Below are 21,225 nucleotides of genomic sequence, written 5' to 3' on the forward strand. Positions count from 1 at the left end.
GATGGTACGAGCAAACCGCGCCGGGGGTTAACCGGGGATCTCTTGGTATGCCTGGGAAAGGCGCCGGATGCCGTCCCGCAGCTGGGTGCCCGTCGCGGCGCTGACGTAGCTCAGGCGCAGATAGGGCCCCGGCGCCTCGGCCGCGAAGTAGAGCCTGCCGGGGGTGACCGCTACTCCGGCTCGGAAAGCAGCGCTGGTCAGCGCCGTTTCGTCGGCGAAACCGGGGAGCGGCTGCCACAGGTGATACCCGCCGGTCGGGACCGGGACGGTGGCCCACGAGGGCAGGAACTCCCGCAGTGCCGAGACGGCGACGTCGCGGCGCTCCCGCAACGAGGCGGCGAGAGTCCGCAGGTGACGCGTCCAGGCGGGGGAGCTCACCAGCTCGAGCGCGGTTTCCTGCAACGGCCGCGGCACGAAGAAGCTCTCGACGGCGTGGAGGCCGCGCAGCCGTTCCAGCGCCGGGCCGCGGGCGGCCAGCGCGCTGATCCGCAGGCTCGGTGACGCCGGCTTGGTGAGCGACCGGATGTGCACCACGACGCCGTCGGGGTCGTCGGCCACGAGCGGCGGTGGGGGAGCGGGGCTGCCGGGATGCGCCATCAGCCGCGCGAAATCGTCCTCGATGACGAAAGCGCCCGCGTCCCGCGCGATCCGCAGGACCTCGGCCCGGCGTTCGGCGCACAGCACCGCGCCGGTCGGATTCTGGAACGCGGGCTGGCAGACGAACAGGCGGGCGCCGGTGTCGCGGAAGGCGTCCGCGAGCAGTTCGGGCCGGACGCCGTCACGGTCCATCGGCACCGGGACCGGGCGCAGCCCCGAGGCCCGCGCGATGGCCAGCATGCCCGGGTACGTCGGGGATTCCACCAGCACGGGCGCGCCGGGGGCGCCGAGCGCGCGCAACGCCGTCGTCAGCGCGCTCTGCCCACCCGAGGTGACCAGCACGTTCTCGACGTTCACCGGGCTGCCGATGTCGCGGGCGAACCAGGCCCGCAGTTCGGGCAGACCGCAGATCGGCGGCCGTGTCCACGCGCCGGGACGGCGTCCGGCGCGGGCCGACGCCGCCGCGAGCTCGCGTTCCGGCTGGAGGCTCGGATGCGTGTAGCCGCCGTTCAGGTCGATGACGCCCGACGGCGGGTCGCTCAGCGCGGTGAGCACGCCGCTCGCGTCGATCGCGCGGGTGCCGGACTGCGAGCTCAGCGCCACCTCCTGCCACGACACGTCGCCGGTCACCACCACCTCGCGGGGCGGCGGGGCGCGGAAGACACCGGCGCCGGGACGGGTGATCACCAGGCCTTCGGCGGCCAGCGCGGAGATCGCGCGCGAGACCGTCACCGGGCTCACCTTCAGCTGCCGGACCAGTTCCCGGCTGGACGGGAGCTTTCCTTCGATCGGATAGCGCTCAAGCTCGGACCTCAGCTGTGTGACCAGGCTGGCGACGCTGCTACCATCGGACATGAGACTGGATGATAGCGCTATCGCGGACCGGGCAGTAGCGGTCCGCTCCGGGACCTTGCTGGCGGCGCTGGGTGTCCTCGCCTTCTCGTTCACGTTCCCCGCCACCGTGTGGGCGCTCAAGGGCTTCGAACCCTGGACGGCCACCGGTCTGCGAAGCGTCCTCGCCGCGCTGGTCGCCGGCACCTGTCTTCGCGTCTTCCGTGTCCCGTTGCCGAGGCGGGACCAGTGGCGCGGTCTGGCCGTCGTCGCGCTCGGCTGTGTCCTGGCGTTCCCGATCCTGACCACCCTCGCGTTGCAGACGTCGTCGACGGCGCATTCCGCGGTGGTGATCGGGCTGCTGCCGATGGCCACCGCCGTCATCTCGTCGAGGCTGACCGGGCACCGGCCGTCCCGCCGGTTCTGGCTCGCCGCCGCGGTCGGCGCGAGCGCGGTGGTCGTGTTCACCGTGGGCCAGAGCGGCGGTGGACTGTCCACGGCGGACCTGTTCCTGTTCGGCGCGCTCGTGCTGTGCGCCTTCGGGTACGCCGAGGGCGGCAGGCTGGCCAGGGAGATGGCCGGCTGGCACGTCATCGCGTGGGCGCTGGTCCTCGCGCTGCCGTTCACCGCCGGGTTCGCCGTCTTCGGACTGGCGACCGAGCCGCTGCACGTCACCGGCGAGGGGATCGTCGGCCTGCTCTACGTCGCGCTCATCTCGCAGTTCGGCGGCTTCTTCGCCTGGTACCGGGGAATGGCCGAGATCGGCGTCGCGCGGGCGAGCCAGCTGCAGCTCGCCCAGCCGCTGCTGACCCTGGTCTGGGCGGTCCTGCTGCTCGGTGAGCACCTCCCGGCGGCTGCGCCCGTGACGGCGCTGATCGTCGTCGCCTGCATCGTCGTGACCCAGCGTTCGCGGAGCTAGATCAACGTCGCGAATCCGCCAGACCGCGGTGTCCGCGTGGTGATGGGCTGGAGCACATGACCGCTTCGACCCTCGACACCTCCACCCGGACCCCGCTGAAGGGATGGCTCGCCGTCCTCGCGGTGACGCTGGGGATCTTCTCCCTCGTCACCACGGAGATCCTGCCGATCGGCCTCCTGACCCCGATCGGCGAGGACTTCCGGATCACGCCGGGGACGGCGGGCCTGACCATGACCCTGCCCGGGTTCCTCGCCGCGCTCGCCGCCCCGGCCGTCACCGTCGCCGCCGGACGGCTCGACCGCCGGATCCTGCTCTGCGCGCTGATGGTGGTGCTCGCGCTGGCCGACGTCCTCGCGGCGACCGCGCAGGCCTACTGGGCGGTGCTGATCTCGCGAGTCCTGGTCGGACTGGTGATCGGCGCGTTCTGGGCGATCGGCTCCGGGCTCGCCGCGCGGCTCGTCGGACCCGGGCACGCGGGCCGCGCGACCGCGGTGATCTTCTCCGCGGTGCCGCTCGGTTCCGTGCTGGGCGTGCCCGCCGGGACCTTCGTCGGTGAGCTGTTCGGCTGGCGGGCGGCCTTCGCCGCGCTGGCGATCTTCACGATCGGCGTCCTCGTGGCGCTGGCGTGGGCGCTGCCTCCACTGCCAGCCGAAGGCGCGACCAGGCTCGGTGTCCTGCGCGAGATGACCCGGGAGCGGGCGACGCGGCTCGGCCTGCTCGTCACGGTGCTGGTCGTCCTCGCCCACTTCGGGACCTACACCTACATCACGCCGCTCCTGCGGCAGGTGACGCAGGTGAGCCCGGAGCTGATCACCGTCTTCCTGCTGGTCTACGGCACCGCCGGGATCGCCGGCAACTTCGTCGCCGGCGCGGCGATCGCCCGCGACCTCCGGCTGACCTTCCTCGCCGCCGCCGGGTTGATCGGGGTCGCGACGTGCGCGCTGCCGTTCGTCGGCGACTCGAAGGCCGGAGCGCTCGCGCTGCTGGTGGTCTGGGGTTTCGCCTACGGAGCCGTCCCGGTCTGTTCGGGAACGTGGTTCGCGCGCGCGGCGCCGCGGGCGCCCGAAGCGGCGTCGGTGCTGTTCACCTCGTCGTTCCAGGCGACCCTCTCGGCGGGCGCGCTGCTCGGCGGGTTCGTCGTCGACTGGGTCTCGATCCCCACCGTGATGGTCGTGGGAGGGGTGCTCGCGTCGCTCGCGGTCGGCGTGCTCAGCCGAGCGCGGTCAGCGTGACCAGCGCGGTGGTCCCGACCAGCAGGGTGGAGAGCAGGCCGAGCAGCAGGGCACGGCCCCCGGTGCGGACGAGGTTCCCGATCCGGACCGCGCAGCCCAGCCCGAACAGGGCGCCGGCCAGCAGCAGCGTGCAGGCGACCTTGGCGATGTCGAGCGCGAACCCCGGCACGATCCCGGTGCTGCGCAGGGCGGCCATCGCCAGGAAACCGAGGACGAACAGCGGGACCAGCGGCGGCCGCTTCCCGTCGGCGGGACGGTGGCGTTCGGCCACGCCGACCGCGGCGACCATCGGGGCCAGCAGGACCACCCGGCTGAGCTTGATCACGATCGCGACCGCGATGGCGGCGCTCCCGGCCGGGGTCGCCGCGGCGACGACCTGCGCGACTTCGTGCACGGAGAGCCCGGCCCATTCGCCGATCCGGGCCGCGTCCAGGTGCAGCCAGCCGCCGATCAGCGGGACGGCCGCGATGGCGAGCCCGCCGTAGAAGGTGACCAGGGCGACAGCGGTCGCGACGTCGGAATCCTCGCGTTTGACCACGCCTTCCATGGCGGCGATGGCGGACGCGCCGCAGATCGAGAACCCGGTCGCGACCAGCATCGCCAGGCCACGCGGCACGCCGAGGAGCCTGCCGAGGCCGATCGTGCCGAGGAAGGTGACACCGACCGTGAGGACGACGGCGAGCAGCGTCCCGGGCCCCAGCGCCAGGACCGACGGGAGCGAGAGCTGCAAGCCCAGCAGCACCACACCGGCGCGAAGCAGCTTCTTGGTGACCCCGGAGATCGCCTTCCGGGTCTCGTCCGACCACGACGGCAGCGAGCCGGTGAGGATGCCGAGCACGACGGCGATGGTGAGCGCGCTGACGACCGGGAACGCCGTACCGACCAGGTACGCGGCGGCCACCCCGGCACCGGTGACGGCCAAAGCGGTCAGATAGGGCTTCGTCGGTCTCGCGTGCGTGGTGCTCATGGTCCGAGCCTCGCCCGGACGGGGTGGCGTCGGTAGCCGGGAATGCGAGGGGTAGGTCATACACTCGGGCTATGACCGCACCCGACCTGGACTCTCTCCGCCTGCTGGTACTCGTGGACGAGCTCGGCAGCATCGGGCAGGCGGCGGCCAGTCTCGGGATCGCTCAGCCGTCGGCGAGCAAACGACTGTCCACAGTCGAGCGACGGCTCGGGCTGGTGCTGGTCGACCGTACGCGGCGGGGGTCCGCGCTCACCCCCGACGGCCGGGTCATCGCGGGCTGGGCGCAGCGCGTGCTGTCCGAACTCGACGGTCTGCTCGACGGTGCCGAAGCGCTGCGCACCCAGCACGAGGCGCAGCTGCGGGTCGCCGCGAGCATGACACTGGCCGAATATCTGGTGCCGGGCTGGATCGGCGAGCTCAAACGCGGCGACCCCGGGCTCTACCTCGGCCTGGAGGTCACCAACTCCGATCAGGCCGCGGAACTGGCGAGGGAGGGCAAGGTCGACCTCGGATTCGTCGAGTCGCCCGGTTCCTTGCCCGGACTTTCGTCGAGGCGGGTGGCCACCGATCACCTGGTCCTCGTCGTGCCCGGAAGTCATCCGTGGGCGCGCAAGCGCCGTCCCGTGACCGCGGCCGAACTGGCGATCACACCACTCGTGGTCCGCGAACCTGGTTCCGGGACAAGGGAGACCGTGGACGCCGCGCTGCGCAAGGCCGGGGTCGGACCGGCGAAACCGTTGCTGGAACTGGGTTCCGCCTCCGCGGTCGGCAACGCGGTGATCGCGGGTGCCGGTCCGGCGGTGATCAGTGAACTCGCCATCGTCCGGGACGTCGCCGAAGGGAGGCTCGTCCCGGTCGCCGTCGAGGGTGTCGACTTCGGCCGGGAACTGCGCGCGGTGTGGCCCGCCGGGCGGCGGCTCGCCGGACCGGCCGCGGCGTTGCTGGCGATCGCGGTCCGGAACGCGAAATCCCGATGAGTCCATTCCTGTCCTTCTGTGAACGGCCCTTCATTCGCGCGTGATACCGAAAGCCCTGTCCGCGTGGATACCGACGATAGGGCGAATCGTTCTCAATTCCCCGGAATGGGCGAGTGTCGCCATTTACGGCGTACTGGCGAATAGGGAACCGTGAACTCCGGGTAACAGACCGGATGGCGTATCGGCTGTTGGGACACCTGGTCGTTGACGACATTTCCCTGGTACTGCGGGAAAACTCGGCGATCCTCGCGTTTCGCAGGCCGGCGTACGGCCATCCGGTTCCTGTGACCGGAAATCCTACTGCCGAGTATTGACGTGAAGCCGCACCTGCGTTTAAGTCGCTTCGTGGCTCCGACACTTCTCCTGCCCCATTGTCGACCGGTACGGCGGATCTGTTCATCGCGGCGCATCCCTTCGGCGCCGGCCTGATGCGGGACTGCGCCCGGCGCGGGATCGAACCGATCGACCCCGGAGAAGGCCTCACCGCCGTCACCTGCACCGCCTCGGGGTGGTGACCGGTGGCCGAAACACCCCCGATCGCGATCGTCGGGATGTCGGCGGGCCGCTGGGACCCGGGCGCCGAATCCGATCAGCTGATCGCGCTGCGGGTGGCCGCGCAGGCCATCGCCGACGCCGGCGGCGAGCAGCGGCTGCCCGCCGACCGGCAGCGGACCGGCGTCATCCTCGGCCGCGGCGTGATGCCCGAAGCCCCCGAAGCCGGGATCGGGCTAGTGCCCGACCTGGCCGCCTCCCGGCTGGCGAACCGGCTCGACCTGCGCGGCCCCGCCTACACGGTGGACGCCGCCTGCGCGTCGTCGCTCGTCGCCGTCGACCACGCCGTGCGCGAACTGGCGACCGGGCGCTGCGACGTGGTGCTGGCCGGTGACGCGCACCATTGCCACGACGTCACCGGCGTCGTCGTGCTGAAGCGGTTCGAAGACGCCGAACGCGACGGCGACCGGGTCTACGCCGTCGTCACCGGCACCGGCGTGGCCGGCGATGGCCGGACCACCGCGGAGGTGGTCGGGCAGCCCGCGGTGGGCGTCGCCGGATTGGTCAAGGCCGCTTTGGCCGTGTACCACGGGGTTCTCCCACCGACCTCGTACTGCGAGGAGCCGCCCGCCGGTGCGAAGGTGTGGCAGACCGACGACCGGCGGCTCGTGCGCCGGGCCGGGATCAACGCCCACGTCGTCCTGGAACAGGCCGCGGCGCGGGCGGCCGTCACGGTCTCCGAACCCGAACGTGTGCTGCGGTTGTCCGCGCCGACCGTCGCCGAGATGGGCTGCCTGCTCGACCGGGACGACCTCCTGAGCGACGGCGAAAGCGGACGCGGCCGGATCCGGCTCGGCCTTGTGGATCCGACGCCCAAGCGGCTCAACCTGGCCAGGAAAGTGGTCGCGAAGGGCAGGTCCTGGCGCGGTCGCAACGACCTCTGGTTCGTCCCGGAACCGCTGCTCGGCGCGGCAGGCGGCAAGCTCGCGTTCGTCTTCCCCGGCCTGGAGAACGACTTCGAGGCCCATGCCGACGACGTCGCCCGGCACTTCGGCCTTCGCTGGGATTCACCGGACGTCACCGTCGGCGGGCACGGCAAGGGTGTGTTCCGGCTGGGCAGGCTGCTCGACACGGTGTTGCGCGGGCTTCGCGTGACGCCGGACGCGGTCGCCGGGCACAGCCTGGGGGAGTGGACCGCCATGGCCGCCGCCGGGATCCACGCCGACGCGGACGTCGACGCGCTCCTGGCGGGCTTCGATCCAGACGAGTTCAAGCTGCCTGGACTGGCTTTCGCGGTGATCGGCGCGGACGCCTGCGTCGTCACGAAAGTCCTCGAAGGACAGTCCGAAGTGGTCCTCTCGCATGACAACGCGCCCAACCAGTCGATGATCTGCGGCCCTTCGGAAGCCGTCGAAGATTTCGTACTCGCCTTCCGCGCCGACGGTGTGATCTCCCAGGCGCTGCCGTTCCGGTCCGGGTTCCACAGCCCGATGCTCGCGCCGTACCTCGGCCCGATCCGCGAGGCCGCCGAGCGCTGCACCCTGCGTCCGGCGAATCTCCCGGTCTGGTCCGCCACGACGGGGGAGCGCTATCCGCCGTCGGCCAGGGAGATCCGCGCGCTGTTCGTCCGGCACCTGCTGGAACCGGTGCGGTTCCGCGGTCTCGTCGAGAACATGTACGCGGCCGGGTTCCGCGCCTTCGTGCAGGCGGGTGCCGGTCAGCTCGGGTCGCTGATCGGGAACACGCTGCACGACCGCGAGCACCTGGTCGTCGCCGCGCATTCCGCGCACCGGCAGGGTCTTCCGCAGCTGCTGCGGGTCGCCACCGCCTTGTGGGCCGACGGCGGCGATCCGGCGTTCGAGCTCCTGCCGGGCCGCGACGGCGGGAAGCGCGGCCGGACGATCCGCCTCGACCTCGGCGGGCCACCGCTGTCGCTGGACGAGAGCGTCTGGCGCGCCTTTCGCCCTCGCGCGGCCCGGGCGTCCACTTTGGACCGGATCGGGGAGCGCGACCCGCTGGCGGCCGAGCTGTCCGCCGCCAGGCAGGCGCCCCGCCTCCAGCCGCTGCGCACCGAACTGCGGGTCTCCGTCGAGACGATGCCGTACCTGCTCGACTATTGCGTCTTCGAACAGCCCTCCGACGCGTGGCCGGTCGTACCCGCCACGACGGTGATCGGGCACCTGATGGACTTCGCCGAACAGGCGGCGCCGGGCGGCCGCGCGGTCGAACTGGAGGACGTCCGGCTGGACCAGTGGATCGCCGCGACCCCGACGCTGGACGTGCCGGTGAACGTGGCGCCCCAGGGCACTTCCCAGGCCGGTGTGTCGCTCGGCGAGTACTCCCGGGCCGTCGTCGGCCTGGCCGCCGGGTTCCCCTCCGATCGGCCTCGGCCCTGGACGTTCCCGGACGGGAGCGAGCAGACGCCGGACCTGCTCGCCGAGCAGCTCTACACCGAGCGCTGGATGTTCCACGGGCCGAAGTACCAGGGCGTCGAGGACCTGGTCGCGGTGGGTGAGCGGCACGTGCGCGGAGTACTGCGGACCCCCGAGGCGCCGGGGGCGCTGCTGGACAACGCCGGCCAGCTGCTCGGGTACTGGATCATGTCCCGGCTGAGCGATCGCACCACGGTGTTCCCGGTGGGGATGCGGCGGATCCGGTTCTACGGCGAGCACCCCTTGCCGGGGGAGCGGCTCGACTGTGTCGTCCGCGTCGTCTCGGTCACCGGCTCGGAACTCGAAGCCGACGTCCAGCTGGTCCACCGCGGCCGGGTGTGGGCGCAGATCGAGGGCTGGCGTGATCGCCGGTTCGACAGCGACCCGGTGGTCCGCGTTCGGCCGCGCGAAACCCGACCGGATCGCGGCCGCGGTGACCAAGGTGCTGGACGATCCGGCGTATCGCTCGGCCGCCGCAAAGGTGGGTGACTCGTTCCGGGAGGCGGGCGGGGCGTCGACGGCGGCCGACCACCTGGAGGCCCTACTCGGCTAGCCCTTGAAAAGCTCGCGTGTAGGGACTCTCCTGGAGGGGTACCAGCTTTCCGAAGGTGTGTCCTCGTGCTGGGAGTCGCCGTGACCACAGTGAAGACAACGCCCCGACCGGAGGCCATCCGCTTCGGCGGGCGGCCTCGCGCCCCCAAAGGCTCCGTGTTCCTCAGCGTCGTCCGCACCACCGACCACAAGACGATCGGCCTGCTCTACCTCGGTACGTCGTTCGCGTTCTTCCTCGCCGGCGGGATCATGGCGCTGCTGATGCGCGCCGAACTCGGCAGGCCGGGGTTGCAATTCCTTTCACCGGAGCAGTACAACCAGCTGTTCACCATGCACGGCACGATCATGCTGCTGTTGTACGCGACGCCGAATCTCTTCGCCTTCGCCAACTACATCCTCCCGTTGCAGATCGGGTCGCCCGACGTCGCGTTTCCCCGGCTGAACGCGTTTTCCTACTGGCTTTACCTTTTCGGCGGCACGATGACGCTGACGTCGTTCGTCACGCCGGGCGGCGCACCCGACTTCGGCTGGACGGCCTACACCCCGCTCTCGGCCGCCGCGCACGCGCCGGGAGTCGGCGCCGACCTGTGGATCATGGGCCTGATCGTTTCCGGGCTGGGCACGATCCTCGGCGCGGTCAACATGATCACGACGATCCTCTGTCTGCGCGGGCCGGGGATGACCATGTGGCGGCTGCCGCTGTTCACCTGGAACATCCTCTTCACCACGATCCTGATCCTGATCGCGTTCCCGATCCTCACCGCCGCGCTGTTCGCGCTGGAAGCCGACAGACGGCTGGGCGCGCACGTCTTCGACCCGGCCAACGGTGGCGCGATCCTGTGGCAGCACCTGTTCTGGTTCTTCGGCCATCCCGAGGTCTACATCGTCGCGTTGCCGTATTTCGGCATCGTGACCGAGATCGTCCCGGTGTTCAGCCGGAAACCGTTGTTCGGCTACAAGACGATGGTGTTCGCGACGATCTCGATCACCGCGCTGTCGATCGCGGTGTGGGCGCACCACATGTTCGCGACCGGCGCGGTGCTGCTGCCGTTCTTCTCGATCATGACGTTCCTCATCGCGGTGCCGACCGGGATCAAGTTCTTCAACTGGATCGGCACGATGTGGAAAGGGCAGCTGACCTTCGAATCGCCGATGCTGTGGTCGGTCGGGTTCATGGTGACGTTCCTGCTCGGCGGGCTGACCGGGATCATCCTCGCTTCACCGCCGCTGGACTTCCATGTGCACGACAGCTATTTCGTGGTCGCGCACTTCCACTACGTGCTGTTCGGCACCATCGTGTTCGCCACTTTCGCCGGGATCTACTTCTGGTTCCCCAAGATGACCGGCCGGATGCTCGACGAGCGGCTCGCGAAATGGCATTTCTGGACCACGTTCATCGGCTTCCACACGACGTTCCTCGTCCAGCACTGGCTCGGCGACGAAGGCATGCCGCGCCGCTACGCCGACTACCTCACGTCGGACGGATTCACCGCGCTCAACACGATTTCCACGATCGGCGCCTTCCTGCTCGGCGCGTCGGTGCTGCCGTTCCTCTGGAACGTGGTCCGCAGCTTCAGGTTCGGGGAGGTCGTCGAAGTCGACGACCCCTGGGGACACGGGAACTCCCTGGAATGGGCGACGACCTGCCCGCCTCCCCGGCATAACTTCTTCGATCTGCCGAAGATCCGGTCCGAACGGCCGGCGTTCGAACTCCACTACCCGCACATGGTCCCCCGGTTGCGCGCCGAGGGACACTCCAGTCGACCGAAGGAATGAGGTACCGCGCATGATCCCGATGGACGTCGAAGGGATGGCAGTCCTGGCTCCGGAGGCGGCTCCGGTGATGCTGCTGCGGGAGCGCGAGGGTGAACGCCGCTGGCTGGCGATCACGATCGGTGGCCCCGAGGCGAGCGCCGTGGCACTCGCGCAGGAGAAGATCCGGCTGCCGCGGCCCGGCACGATCGAACTGATCGGCAAGGTGGTCGAGTCGTTCGGGCACCGGGTGACCGGGGTCGAGGTGACCGCGCTGCGGGACGGCATCTTCTTCGCCGACCTGGTGTTCGAGTCCGGTATCCGCATCTCGGCCCGGCCGAGCGACGCGGTCGCGATCGGCCTGCGCGCCGGTGTCGTGATCGAGGTGGCGGATTCGGTGCTGGAGGTCGCTTCGGTGCGGGTCGAGATCGTGGGGGCGGGGCCTGACGCGGAACTGCCGTCGGTGCCGCCGGATCCGGTCGCGCAGGAGCGAGAGGTCGAGAAGTTCCGGGCGGCGCTGGACAAGATCGTGCCGGAGGACTTCGGGGACCTGCCACCTGACGCCGGACCTGGCCACTGACCCGTGCAATGAAGGGGCCTTTCATAGCAAAATTTGCTATGAAAGGCCCCTTCATTGCAGTCGAGTACTACTTCTTCGCGAGGCCTCGCTCGATCGCCTCGATGATGCGCGGCCGCATCTCCGCCGCGCTGATGATCGCGTCCACCGAACCGACCTTCACCGCGCGCTCGATGCTGTGCACGCCGTCGAACTCCGAAGCGACCGCGCCCAGCTTCTCGGCCCGCACCGAAGACTGGACCTCGGCCAGTTCCGCGGCCAGCGCGGCGCGTTCGGCGCCGGTCGCCCCGCTGAGCTTGTCCGAGAGCGACCGCACCCGCTGATCCGCCGCGGTCCGCGCGTTGACCTCACCGGCGAACACGACCGCCGCGGCGGGCGCGCCACCGAGTACGGAGGCGAACGAGCCTTCCAGCGCCAGCACGGTCATGTTCGGGTTCAGCGCCTTGGAGAAGACCACGAACGCGCCGCCGTGGTACCGCGAGATCACGGTGAACACGATCGGGCCTTCGAAGTTGACGATCGCCCGGCCGATCTCCGCGCCGTACTCCAGCTGGAGCTTCCGCATCGACTCCGGCGAACCGTCGAAGCCGGACAGGTTCGCCAGCACCACCAGCGGCCGGTTGCCGCTGGCCGCGTTGATCGCCCGCGCCGCCTTCTTCGACGACCGCGGGAACAGCGTGCCCGCGGTGTAGGTGTCCGGGCCGTCGGTGGGCGGGAAGCCGCGGCGCGGCACCGAACGCGACTCGATGCCGAGCAGGCAGACCGGCCGCCCGCCGAGGTGCACGTCCTGCACGGCCGCGGTCTCCGCGTCGGCCATGCCCGGCCAGCGCTCCAGCACCGGGTGGTCCTGGTCGGACAGCGCGCGCATCACCGTGCGGATGTCGAACGGCTTCTTGCGGTCGGGGTTGGCCTCCCGCGAGAAGATCTGGCCGACCGTGGTGAAGTCGCTGTCGACGGCCGCGTGCGGGAACGGCGAGATGTCCCGCTCGATCGGGTCGTTCGTGACCGCCTTGCGCGGGCCGGTCTCCTCCGGCGCCACGTAGGTGTGGTCGTAGTGCGACATCAGCACGTCGCGGGCCGCGGCGAGGTTCGGCGCCCAGTACTGCGCCTGGCCGTTCGGGCCCATGACGCGGTCGTAGCCGCCGATGCCGAAGTTGTCTTCGGCCGAGACGCCACCGGAGAAGTCGAGCGACTGCTTGCCGGTCAGCACCATCGCGGAATCCGGCGTCATCACCAGGATTCCCTTGGTGTGCATGAGCATCGTCGCTTCGGCGTTCCAGTAGGGCTGGGCGCCGACGTTGATCCCGGCGACGACGATGTTGATCTCGCCGCCGTCCTGGGTGAAGTGCACGATGCGCTTGAGCGCGGCCGCGACCCAGTCCATGTTCTCGGTGCCGGACTCCATCGAGATCCGGGCGCCGGCCGACAGCGCGTACCACTCCAGCGGGACCCGCAGCCGCTCGGCCAGATCCAGCGCCGCGATCACCCGGGAGCACTCCGGCTCCGACAGCGCGCCGAGCGCCTTCGTCGGGTCGCCCAGCAGCACCACGCGCTTGACGCCCTCCGGGTGGCGCTCGGTCGGCGTGGTGACCACACCGGCCACGATCGCGGCCGTGTTGCGCCCCTTCTTCCGGTCGACCGGGACGAGCGTGTTGGTGTCGTCCATGTCGTACTCGCTGAACGAGCCGAGCATCTCGGTCAGCTCGTACGGGTACACCGTGTCGCGACGGCGGGCGCGCAGCACGTTCTGGCGGTAGTCGTCGAGCGGGAGGATCGGCTCGGTGGTCGGCTCGGACAGCGACATCTGCACGCCACCGCTGACGTCGTAGCCGATGCGCACGGCGACCTCGGTGACGTCACCGGTCACGCGGTCGCGCTGCCTGCCGAGGAACTGGACCTCTTCGAGACCCGCGCCCGCCGTCGACGGCTGCACGCGCTGCGCGACCGTGTCCAGCTCTTCGCCGGTGAGCTCACTGGTCGGCCACACGTACAGCATGATCCGGTTGGTGTCGAAGCGCTTCTTCGGCGGAAGCTTCGCCTGCACCTCGCGGATCGCGTCGAGGCAGCCCGCCAGCGTGCCTTCGACCGCGGGCAGGGCCAGCAGCTTGCCGTCGTTGTCCCGCAACGGGGTCAGGTCACGGACCTGGGCGAGCGCGACCAGCCGCTGATCCGACGGGTTCATCGGCGAGACGCACTTGAACAGGTACACGTCCTCGTCACCGGACGGCAGCCGGGTGAGGTCGAAGTTCGCCAGCCGCTGCAACTGCATCCGCTGGGCGATCAGCGGGTGCAGACCGCGGATCAGCCGCTCCTCGCTGAAACCGGTCGAGGACGGGCGGAAGGTGAAGTGGTGGTGCGTCACCGCGCCGCCGTGCCCGGCGACGGTGGTGGTGACGCGCCGGATCCGGCTCGGCAGCGACTCGGCGGTGAGGATCTCACGCAGGCCCGCCGCCATCGCGTCGTCGTCGGCCGACTCGTCGTCCCAGGTGAGGTAGAGGTCCGCCTCGACGTCGGTGTCGGCGGGCAGCTGGGCGGCGAGATCGGCGACCGCCTTGATCGCGCCGGGCAGCCCGGCCCGGTCGACGGCGGTGGTGGCCATGTGGAACCGCTCGTTCTCGTCGGCGTAGTCACCGGTGACGAAGGTGCAGCCGCCGACGGTGAGCTGGCCGACGCCGGTGAGCGCGCGGTTGCCGTAGTAGCGGCGGCTCAGCACTTCGAGCAGCGGGGTGTGATCGGTGCCGGGGCGCCCGATCCGCTGTCCGAGCAGGCGCACCAGCGGCTGCGCGCTGGCCTGCATGCTGGCGATCCGCTCGGCGCGATCCGGGGAGTCCGGGTTCACGTCGAGGTGGCGCAGGTGCTTTCGGACCTCGCTGTAGACCTCGGCGCGGGTGCGGCGGAGCAGCGGCTGGGCGAACCAGCGGAACACCACGCTGCGCGCCAGGTCGCCGACCACCGGGAAGCGGAGCTGGGTGGCGGCGATGAGCGCCTCCAGCGCCTTGCCCGCGGGCTCGCGCATCGACTCGAACGGCTGCGCCTCGGTGAGCCACTGCCGCAGCAGCGCGGTGACGACCGCGACGTCGGACGAGGTCCGCTGCTGGGCGAGGAAGATGCGGAAGACCGCCTCCTCCAGCTCCGGCGTCCGCTCCAGGTCCGTGATGCCGTAGTGGGCCAGGACCTTCTTGAGCTTGTTCTGGAACGACTCCGACAGCCCGGCGCGTTCGACGTCGAGACTCTGGAGGTAGGTGTGGAAGAACTCGCGGGAGCTGTGCACCCGGGTGTCCGACTTGGCCTCTTCGCGCGCCGGCTTGTTGCGCATCAGCTCGGACAGGTCGGCGAACACGGTCAGCAGTTCGACCTCGCCCTCCAGCGGGCGGTCGCCGTTGCCCTCCAGTTCGGCACGGGCGGCCAGGTACGTGCTGAGCGTGCGGCGCTCGTCGTGCGGGTCGACGTCGAAGCCGAGCAGGAGGCTGCGCAGGTCCTGCTGCCCGCGCGTGATCCGCTGCGCCGCCGACGTGCCGTCCGGTTCGGTGGGCAGCTCGATCTCGATACTGCCGGTGTCCTCGGCGACCTCTTCGCCTTCCTCCGCCAGCGGTTCGAGCCGCAGCAGGGGAGCGCCGGTCTCGACCTGGCTGCCGACCGAGACGACGCACTCACGCAGCTTCGCCCGGAACGGCGCGCGGAGCACCGTCTCCATCTTCATGCTTTCCAGCACCAGCACGGGTGCGCCTGCCTCGACCTCCGCGCCGACCTCGAGCGGCGTCGCGACGACGAGCGCGGGCGCGGGGGAGCGGACGACGCCGCCCTCGTCGCGGCTGATGCGGTGGGTCACGCCGTCGACCTCGACCAGGTGGATCGGTCCGTGCGTGCCGGTGACCAGGCGGAACCGGGTCCCGTTGACGGTGATCTGGCCGGTGTGCTCGTCGAACCGGTCGACCTCGACGTCGGCGGGGTGGATGTCGCCGCCGCCCGCGGAGACGCCGACCCGGAACCGGCGGTGACCGATCCGGGCCACGCTCACGCGGTACGCGGCGCCACGCAGTTTGAGGTCGAGCGGGCGGCCGCTCTCGTGCTGAACCTGCGGGCGGCCACCGTGCGCGGTGGACAGAAGACGTTGGCGCTCAACGGCTTCCTCGTCCTCGTAGGCCTCGATGGCGGCGGCCGCGAGCGCGATCGCCGAATGGCGGTGGGTGACCAGCTTGCCCTCGCCGCGGACGCGGTCGATCCAGCCGGTGTCGGCGCTGCCGTCGATCACCTCGGGCTGGTCGAGCAGGTCGAGGACGAAGCTCTTGTTGGTCGCGCCGCCCTCGATGATGACCGTGGTCTGCGCCATCGCCCGGCGCAGACGACCGAGCGCCTCGTCACGGTCGCGGCCGTAGGCGATGATCTTCGCGATCATCGAGTCGAAGTCGGCCGGGATCGTGTCGCCTTCGCTGACCCCGGTGTCGACCCGGATGCCGGGTCCGGCGGGCAGGTCCAGGCGGGCGATGCGGCCGGGTGACGGGGCGAAGTCGCGGTCCGGGTCCTCGGCGTTGAGCCGCGCTTCGACGGCGTGACCGAACTCGGCGGGCTGGACGCCGTCGAGCTTGCCGCCGGACGCGACGTGCAGCTGGGCCTTGACCAGGTCCATGCCGGTGGTCAGCTCGGTGATCGGGTGCTCGACCTGAAGGCGGGTGTTGACCTCGAGGAAGGCGAACAGCTTGTCGCCCGGGTGGTAGAGGAACTCGACCGTGCCGGCGCCGCGGTAGTCGACCGCGAGCGCGAGCCGCTCGGCGGACCGCTTGAGCTCGTCGGCCTGCTCGGGGCTCAGCACCGGGGAGGCGGACTCCTCGATGATCTTCTGGTTGCGGCGCTGCACCGAACAGTCGCGGACGCCGAGCGCCCACGCGGTGCCCTGGCCGTCGGCGATGACCTGGACCTCGACGTGCCGGGCGCCGGTGACCAGGCGCTCCAGGAACACGACGCCGCTGCCGAAGGCCCGCTCGGCCTCCAGGCTGGTGCGCTCGTAGGCGTCCTTGAGCTCGTCGGCGGAGGTGATGACGCGGATACCGCGGCCGCCACCGCCGGCGGTCGCCTTGAGCATCAGCGGGTAGCCGATGTCCTCGGCCGCGCTGATGGCCGCGTCGAGGTCCGCGACGGCGCCGCGGCTCCACGGCGCCACGGGCACGCCGACCTCCTCGGCGATCAGCTTCGCGCCGATCTTGTCGCCGAGCTTGCGCATCGCGTCCGCGCTCGGGCCGATGAAGGTGACGCCCAGCCGCTCACACAGCTCGGCGAAGGCCGGGTCCTCGGCCACGAAGCCCCAACCGACCCAGGCCGCGTCGGCCCCGGTCTCGGTCAGCGCCCGCTCCAGTACGGCGAAGTCCAGATACGGACGTGCCGACGCGGGACCGAGGTTGTGGCTGAGGTCGGCTTCCCGCACGAACGTCGCCGACCGGTCCGCGTCCGTGTAGAGAGCGACGGTCTCGATCCGCTGTCCGGTCTCCGCCGACAGCTCGCGGACGGCATGGATGAGCCGCATCGCGGCCTCTCCGCGGTTGACGATGGCGACACGACTGAACACCGACTGAGCCTCCCAAGTACGCAGCACAACAGGGTGACGTCCCGCCGGATCACACGGGGGACAGTCTCCTGTACCTGTCTAACAGCCTGCCTCTTACCGGCCGGTACGAGAATGTCGTCGGTGACGCATGCCGAGGGCCGGTGCTTGTAGGAACCCGCCAAAAAGTGTCCTGGAACACCTAGTAGAGGGCCCTGATGACGTGATGAAGTGGACAATCGGGGGTTGGACTTGCTAGTCGGGTTCGTGAGCTGTCATCAGGTGTTCACGCCCGGTTTCATCGGGGTTGCCGGGACGGCTGGCCCGGCGCGGGGTGCTCGTCGCGGCGCTGGGCGTCGAGGGTTGGGGCCGGGGGTGCTCACTTGAGGTTCGTGGCCGGTTTTCGGCGACGGTGCTCGGCTGGGGCGCTCGGTTGGGGGACGAGGCTACGCGCTTCGTGGGGAGTGATGCTCGGGCAGGGGCGGGGTGGCCGTTTTTTGGCGACGCGGGGTCGGCCCTATGGCTTGGTACGCGTGAGACGTAGGCGAAGCCGCGTCTCCGTGGTCTTTTTTCGGCGACGGGGTCAGAACGCGTGGTGGTTCGTCGTCCAGGCGAGGGCGCGGGGCTGGCCGGGTTTGTCTTTCCACCGGTGGTCGCGGCGGCACGGCGAGGGACGCAGGCAGGAGTCTCGTTGCCCGGAGGGGGTTTTCCGGTGGAGGCCTGCTCCATTGGAGACGGCGTGGCCGATTTTCGGCGACGAAGGCGGATGGGTCGCTGTGGCTTGGTGCGCGTAAGGCGTAGGCGAAGCCGCGTCTCCGTGGCCATTTTTCGGCGACGGGCTCAGAACGGCGGCTCGTCTTCCGCGGACACTGTCGGGCAACGTGCGTGCAGGGTGGTGACGATCAACGTGCCACCGGGCGCGAGGCGGCTGACCCAGCCAGGTTCGTCCTTGAGCCGATGACCGCGACCGCACGACGAGGGACGCAGGCAGGACTCTCGTTGCCCGGCGAGGGTTTCCTGTGGAGGCCTGCCCCATTGGAGGGGCCGTGGCCGATTTTCGGCGACAAAGGCGGGTGGGCCCCTGTGGCTCGGTGCGCGTGAGGCGTGGGCGATGCCGCGTCTCCGTGGCCGTTTTTCGGCGACGGGCTCAGAATGGTGGTGGTTCGTCGTCCGGGGGCGTTGTCGGGCGGGGTTCGTGCAGAGGAGGCGGTTCGCTGGTGTGGCGCTGCCCGGTCGGGGTGGTGACGGTCAACGCCCCGTCGGGCGCGAGGTGATAGATCCAGCCGGGTTCGTCCTTCAGCCGATGATCACGGCGGCACAACGCGGCGAGGTCGGCGGCGCTGGTGTGACCACCGAACTGCCAGGGCACGGAATGGTCGAGATCGCAGGCCTGCGCGACACGGTGGCAACCGGGTCTTCGGCATTCCCGGTCCCGCACCCGCACGAACTCGCCGAGACCGGCGGTCGGCCGGTACCGCTCCCGGCCCAGATCCAGCACCTGCCCGGACAACGGATCCGTGATGATCCGCCGCAACACCGTATCCGCCCCGGTAGCGATCTCCCGCGCCAGCGACGCCGGAATATCCCCATGCCCCGCCAACTCCGCCGGATCCTCGTTCAGACCGAGATAGGTGGCCAAGTCCAGATAAAGGAACACCTCCGCCCGCTCCCCGGCACCGCCCTGCCCGCCCAGCAACAGATCCAACGCCACATCGGCACGCAACTGATCCAAAGTCCGCGTCTCACCACCAGCCCGTAACGCCCGCGCCTCCCGATCGATCCGCGTATACGCGGCAGCCACCTTCTCGACCGGGCCGTCCTCGACCTCGATCGACGCCACCCCGCTCTCACCTTGCCGCACCATCAGACGACGCCCGGCACGACTGTGCTCGGTACGCCGCGCGGCCCCTTCCTTGTCCACCACCCCCGCCGCGTGACTCGCCGCTTTCCGGATCTGCTCGGTATTCCGGCCCTCCAGCCGATCCTCCAGCATCGCGTCCGCGGCGCGCGCGTCGTCGTCGGACAGCCACGCGGTCGCCGCGGCGACCTTCGCCGCGCCCGCGCCACTCACCAACCCCTGATCCATCAACCCCAACGTGCGCGGCAGACGAGTCGTCAACGCCTCCGCCGTCGACACCAGCGCCGCCGCATGACCGTCCACAACAGACAGTGCGAATGCCACCTCCTGCACTACGCTCGAAGTACCACCACGATGGCGGGACAACCGCGCGATCGCGCGGAACCGGACTGCCTCCAGTCGCGCGATATCCGCCGACGCCTCCTGCGCGAGCAACACGCATTCCTCGTCGGTCAAAGTAGAGGAATCCTTGTATGAAGCCAAAAAGGCTCTAGAAGTGTCCACGTGGAGAACCGTACAACCGGCCACCGACAATTCCGGCCATGAAGACCGTCGCCGATTTTCGGCAACGAATGGTTCGGCGACAGTGCCGACGAGTCGGAGCGAAGGGAAATCGCGGATCGGTCCTGGCGCGGTGAGAGGAAAGCGAAATCTACTGCGTGGGAGGCGCCAACTCGACACGATTGCGGCCACCCTGCTTCGCCTGGTAGAGGGCGGTATCGGTGGCCACAAGCAGGTCGTCGACGCTCGTGATGTTGGCCGCCGGGTACAACGCCCCGCCGATCGACACCGTCAGGTCGGTCAGCACGGTGTCGCGATCGGGCAGCGCGACCGAGACCACCGCCACCTGGTGCCGGATCCGTTCGGCCACCTGGCGAAGCGTTTCTTCGCCGTGGATGTCCGGGATGACGATCGCGAATTCCTCGCCGCCCCACCGTCCGCAGACGTCCTGTTCGCGGATCTCGGCGCGCAGCGCGTCACCGACCGCCCGCAGGACGAGGTCGCCGTTGGGGTGACCGTAGGTGTCGTTGATCGTCTTGAAGTTGTCGAGATCGAGGAACAACACCCCGAGTTTGCGCCCGGCGCGTGTCCGGCCGAGGTGCTCTTCGGCCAGCTGACGCCAGCGGCGTTTCGTGACGAGCCCGGTGGTGGCGTCGGTGTGCGCGTCGCGCCGGTACTGCGTCAGCAGCAGCCCGCGGTGCAGCGCGACCAGCGCGATGACTACCCCGACCAGCACCAGCGGGTTGGCTTGGACGAGGACGACGGCGGTCACGAGGCCGAGGCCGAGCGCGCCAGCTTCGAGGATCTGGTCGCCGAAACCGGAGAACAGCTCCCCGATCGACTTCGGGGGCGACGAGAGCGCGATCGCGATCATCACCAGCACGGTGTTGATCGCCCAGCGCAGGGCCGCGGCCACGATGATGACGGCCAGATCGCCCAGCCCGGCGAGCAGTCCGGAGTCGGGCGGACCGGGGTAGTGCCGCAGGCCGAGGCTGAGGACGACGACGGCGGCCTGCGTGCCGCACAGCACCGTCGCGGCGGAAAAGATCCACCGATGGGGGAGAACCGGCCGTTGGTGTGGCCAGATCCGCAGCCATGCGATGGTGTAGGTCATCACGACCATCGCGGCGGCGAGCACCGGCGGCAGCGCGATGACGGCGGCGACGCTCCAGACCGCCTTGGTGTCGACGTAGGCGACCGACGGTGCTCTGTCGTACTCCCGTTGGCGTTCGATCTGCCGGGTGCCCTCGATCGCGATGGCCGCGCACAGCGTCAAGACGCCGAAGCGGACCAGGTCGGTACCGGTCACCGGGACGAGCCAGGCCGTCGCGGCGGTCGAGAGGACCGCGATGAGATTCACGACCAGGACGTAGGAACGCACAGGTCGCGGCAGGCTCCACAGGTGCCAGGCCCCGAGCCTCCGCCGCGCGCCGCCGAGTCGTCCGTCCACACACCCTCTTCCGTCGGTGATCTACACCGTAATCGAACCGGGACTGCGACGACCGTCGTTGTCCGGACGATAAGAAGCGCGGCCTCGAATTCCCCCGGACAGCCCAACCGGAACGAGGGAGGTGCACCGATGCAGGACAACAACTGGTGAATGTTTCGCCTGATACATCGCTATTTCGAGGGAGGTGAACGGCATGCGGGACAACAACTGGACCACTCGGCGTGACAACAACTGGACGTGAGTGATCTCGCCCACGAGCGAGCGGCTTCGCGAAGGGAGGTGAAAGCGGTGCGTGACAACAACTGGACGACCCGTCGTGACAACAACTGGACGTGATGAGCCGATCGAGTCAGGAACCATGCTCGCCAACGGGTGTCGTCCCGCCGGCTGGCCCCACGGGATCTTCGGGATCCTCCGGGCCGCGGCGGGACGACACCGCCCGTGACCAGCCCGCTCCGGCGACGAAGGCGACCACGACGCCCGCCCCCGCGGCGACGGTGACCACGGTGGTCGGCGCGACGGCCTGGGCCAGCAGCCCGGCGGCCGCGATCC

11 protein-coding genes and 2 pseudogenes are annotated in these 21,225 nt (G+C 70.1%); 7 read left to right on the forward strand and 6 right to left on the reverse strand.

All coding sequences use genetic code 11. The annotated features are described in order from the left end of the window. Positions 1–27 precede the first annotated feature (27 nt). On the reverse strand, positions 28–1,452 hold the full coding sequence (locus CFP71_RS00880) for an aminotransferase-like domain-containing protein (protein ID WP_093931893.1): 1,425 nt from the start codon (positions 1,450–1,452) through the stop codon (positions 28–30). Between CFP71_RS00880 and CFP71_RS00885 the strand changes: the two genes are divergently transcribed. Continuing rightward, entirely contained in the window at positions 1,451–2,347 is an 897-nt protein-coding gene (locus tag CFP71_RS00885) for a DMT family transporter (protein ID WP_093931894.1), read from the forward strand. The genes CFP71_RS00880 and CFP71_RS00885 overlap by 2 nt on opposite strands. 56 nt (positions 2,348–2,403) lie before the next feature. Further along, positions 2,404–3,579 (forward strand): MFS transporter, encoded by a 1,176-nt coding sequence (locus CFP71_RS00890; RefSeq protein WP_093931895.1) that lies wholly within the window; start codon positions 2,404–2,406, stop codon positions 3,577–3,579. Here CFP71_RS00890 and CFP71_RS00895 read toward each other — a convergent pair. After that, positions 3,557–4,546, reverse strand: coding sequence for a YeiH family protein (locus tag CFP71_RS00895; protein WP_093931896.1), 990 nt, complete (start codon positions 4,544–4,546; stop codon positions 3,557–3,559). The genes CFP71_RS00890 and CFP71_RS00895 overlap by 23 nt on opposite strands. A 71-nt stretch (positions 4,547–4,617) precedes the next feature. Between CFP71_RS00895 and CFP71_RS00900 the strand changes: the two genes are divergently transcribed. The 5 genes and pseudogenes from CFP71_RS00900 to CFP71_RS00920 all read left to right on the forward strand — a co-directional run bounded on the left by CFP71_RS00900 (position 4,618) and on the right by CFP71_RS00920 (position 11,331). Then, entirely contained in the window at positions 4,618–5,523 is a 906-nt protein-coding gene (locus CFP71_RS00900) for a LysR family transcriptional regulator (protein ID WP_093931897.1), read from the forward strand. 371 nt (positions 5,524–5,894) lie between these two features. After that, the gene (locus tag CFP71_RS43990) at positions 5,895–6,038 is read left to right on the forward strand and encodes a hypothetical protein (RefSeq protein WP_167405951.1); all 144 of its coding nucleotides are present in this window, start codon (positions 5,895–5,897) and stop codon (positions 6,036–6,038) included. Between the two features lie 36 nt (positions 6,039–6,074). Beyond that, positions 6,075–8,873, forward strand: a pseudogene (locus CFP71_RS00905) (beta-ketoacyl synthase N-terminal-like domain-containing protein); the annotation flags it as partial. A gap of 192 nt (positions 8,874–9,065) precedes the next feature. After that, positions 9,066–10,775: an aa3-type cytochrome oxidase subunit I gene (gene ctaD, locus CFP71_RS00915; protein WP_167405952.1), complete on the forward strand. Its 1,710-nt coding sequence runs from the start codon at positions 9,066–9,068 to the stop codon at positions 10,773–10,775. A 10-nt stretch (positions 10,776–10,785) separates the two neighbouring features. Further along, the gene (locus CFP71_RS00920) at positions 10,786–11,331 is read left to right on the forward strand and encodes a bifunctional nuclease family protein (protein WP_093931899.1); all 546 of its coding nucleotides are present in this window, start codon (positions 10,786–10,788) and stop codon (positions 11,329–11,331) included. A 67-nt stretch (positions 11,332–11,398) separates the two neighbouring features. Here CFP71_RS00920 and CFP71_RS00925 read toward each other — a convergent pair whose 3' ends face one another. From CFP71_RS00925 to CFP71_RS00940, 4 genes and pseudogenes are all read right to left on the reverse strand, one after another. Next, a complete protein-coding gene (locus CFP71_RS00925) occupies positions 11,399–16,888 on the reverse strand; it encodes an ATP-binding protein (RefSeq protein WP_093931900.1) in 5,490 nt (1,829 codons plus the stop codon). A gap of 1,123 nt (positions 16,889–18,011) precedes the next feature. Next, entirely contained in the window at positions 18,012–19,178 is a 1,167-nt protein-coding gene (locus CFP71_RS00930) for an HNH endonuclease signature motif containing protein (RefSeq protein WP_425266588.1), read from the reverse strand. Positions 19,179–19,374: 196 nt separating this feature from the next. Further along, entirely contained in the window at positions 19,375–20,673 is a 1,299-nt protein-coding gene (locus tag CFP71_RS00935; protein ID WP_425266587.1) for a GGDEF domain-containing protein, read from the reverse strand. A gap of 349 nt (positions 20,674–21,022) precedes the next feature. After that, a pseudogene (locus tag CFP71_RS00940) lies at positions 21,023–21,225 on the reverse strand (MFS transporter); the annotation flags it as partial.

Origin of the sequence: Amycolatopsis thailandensis (assembly GCF_002234405.1) — a bacterium.
Classification (GTDB): Bacteria; Actinomycetota; Actinomycetes; order Mycobacteriales; family Pseudonocardiaceae; genus Amycolatopsis; species Amycolatopsis thailandensis.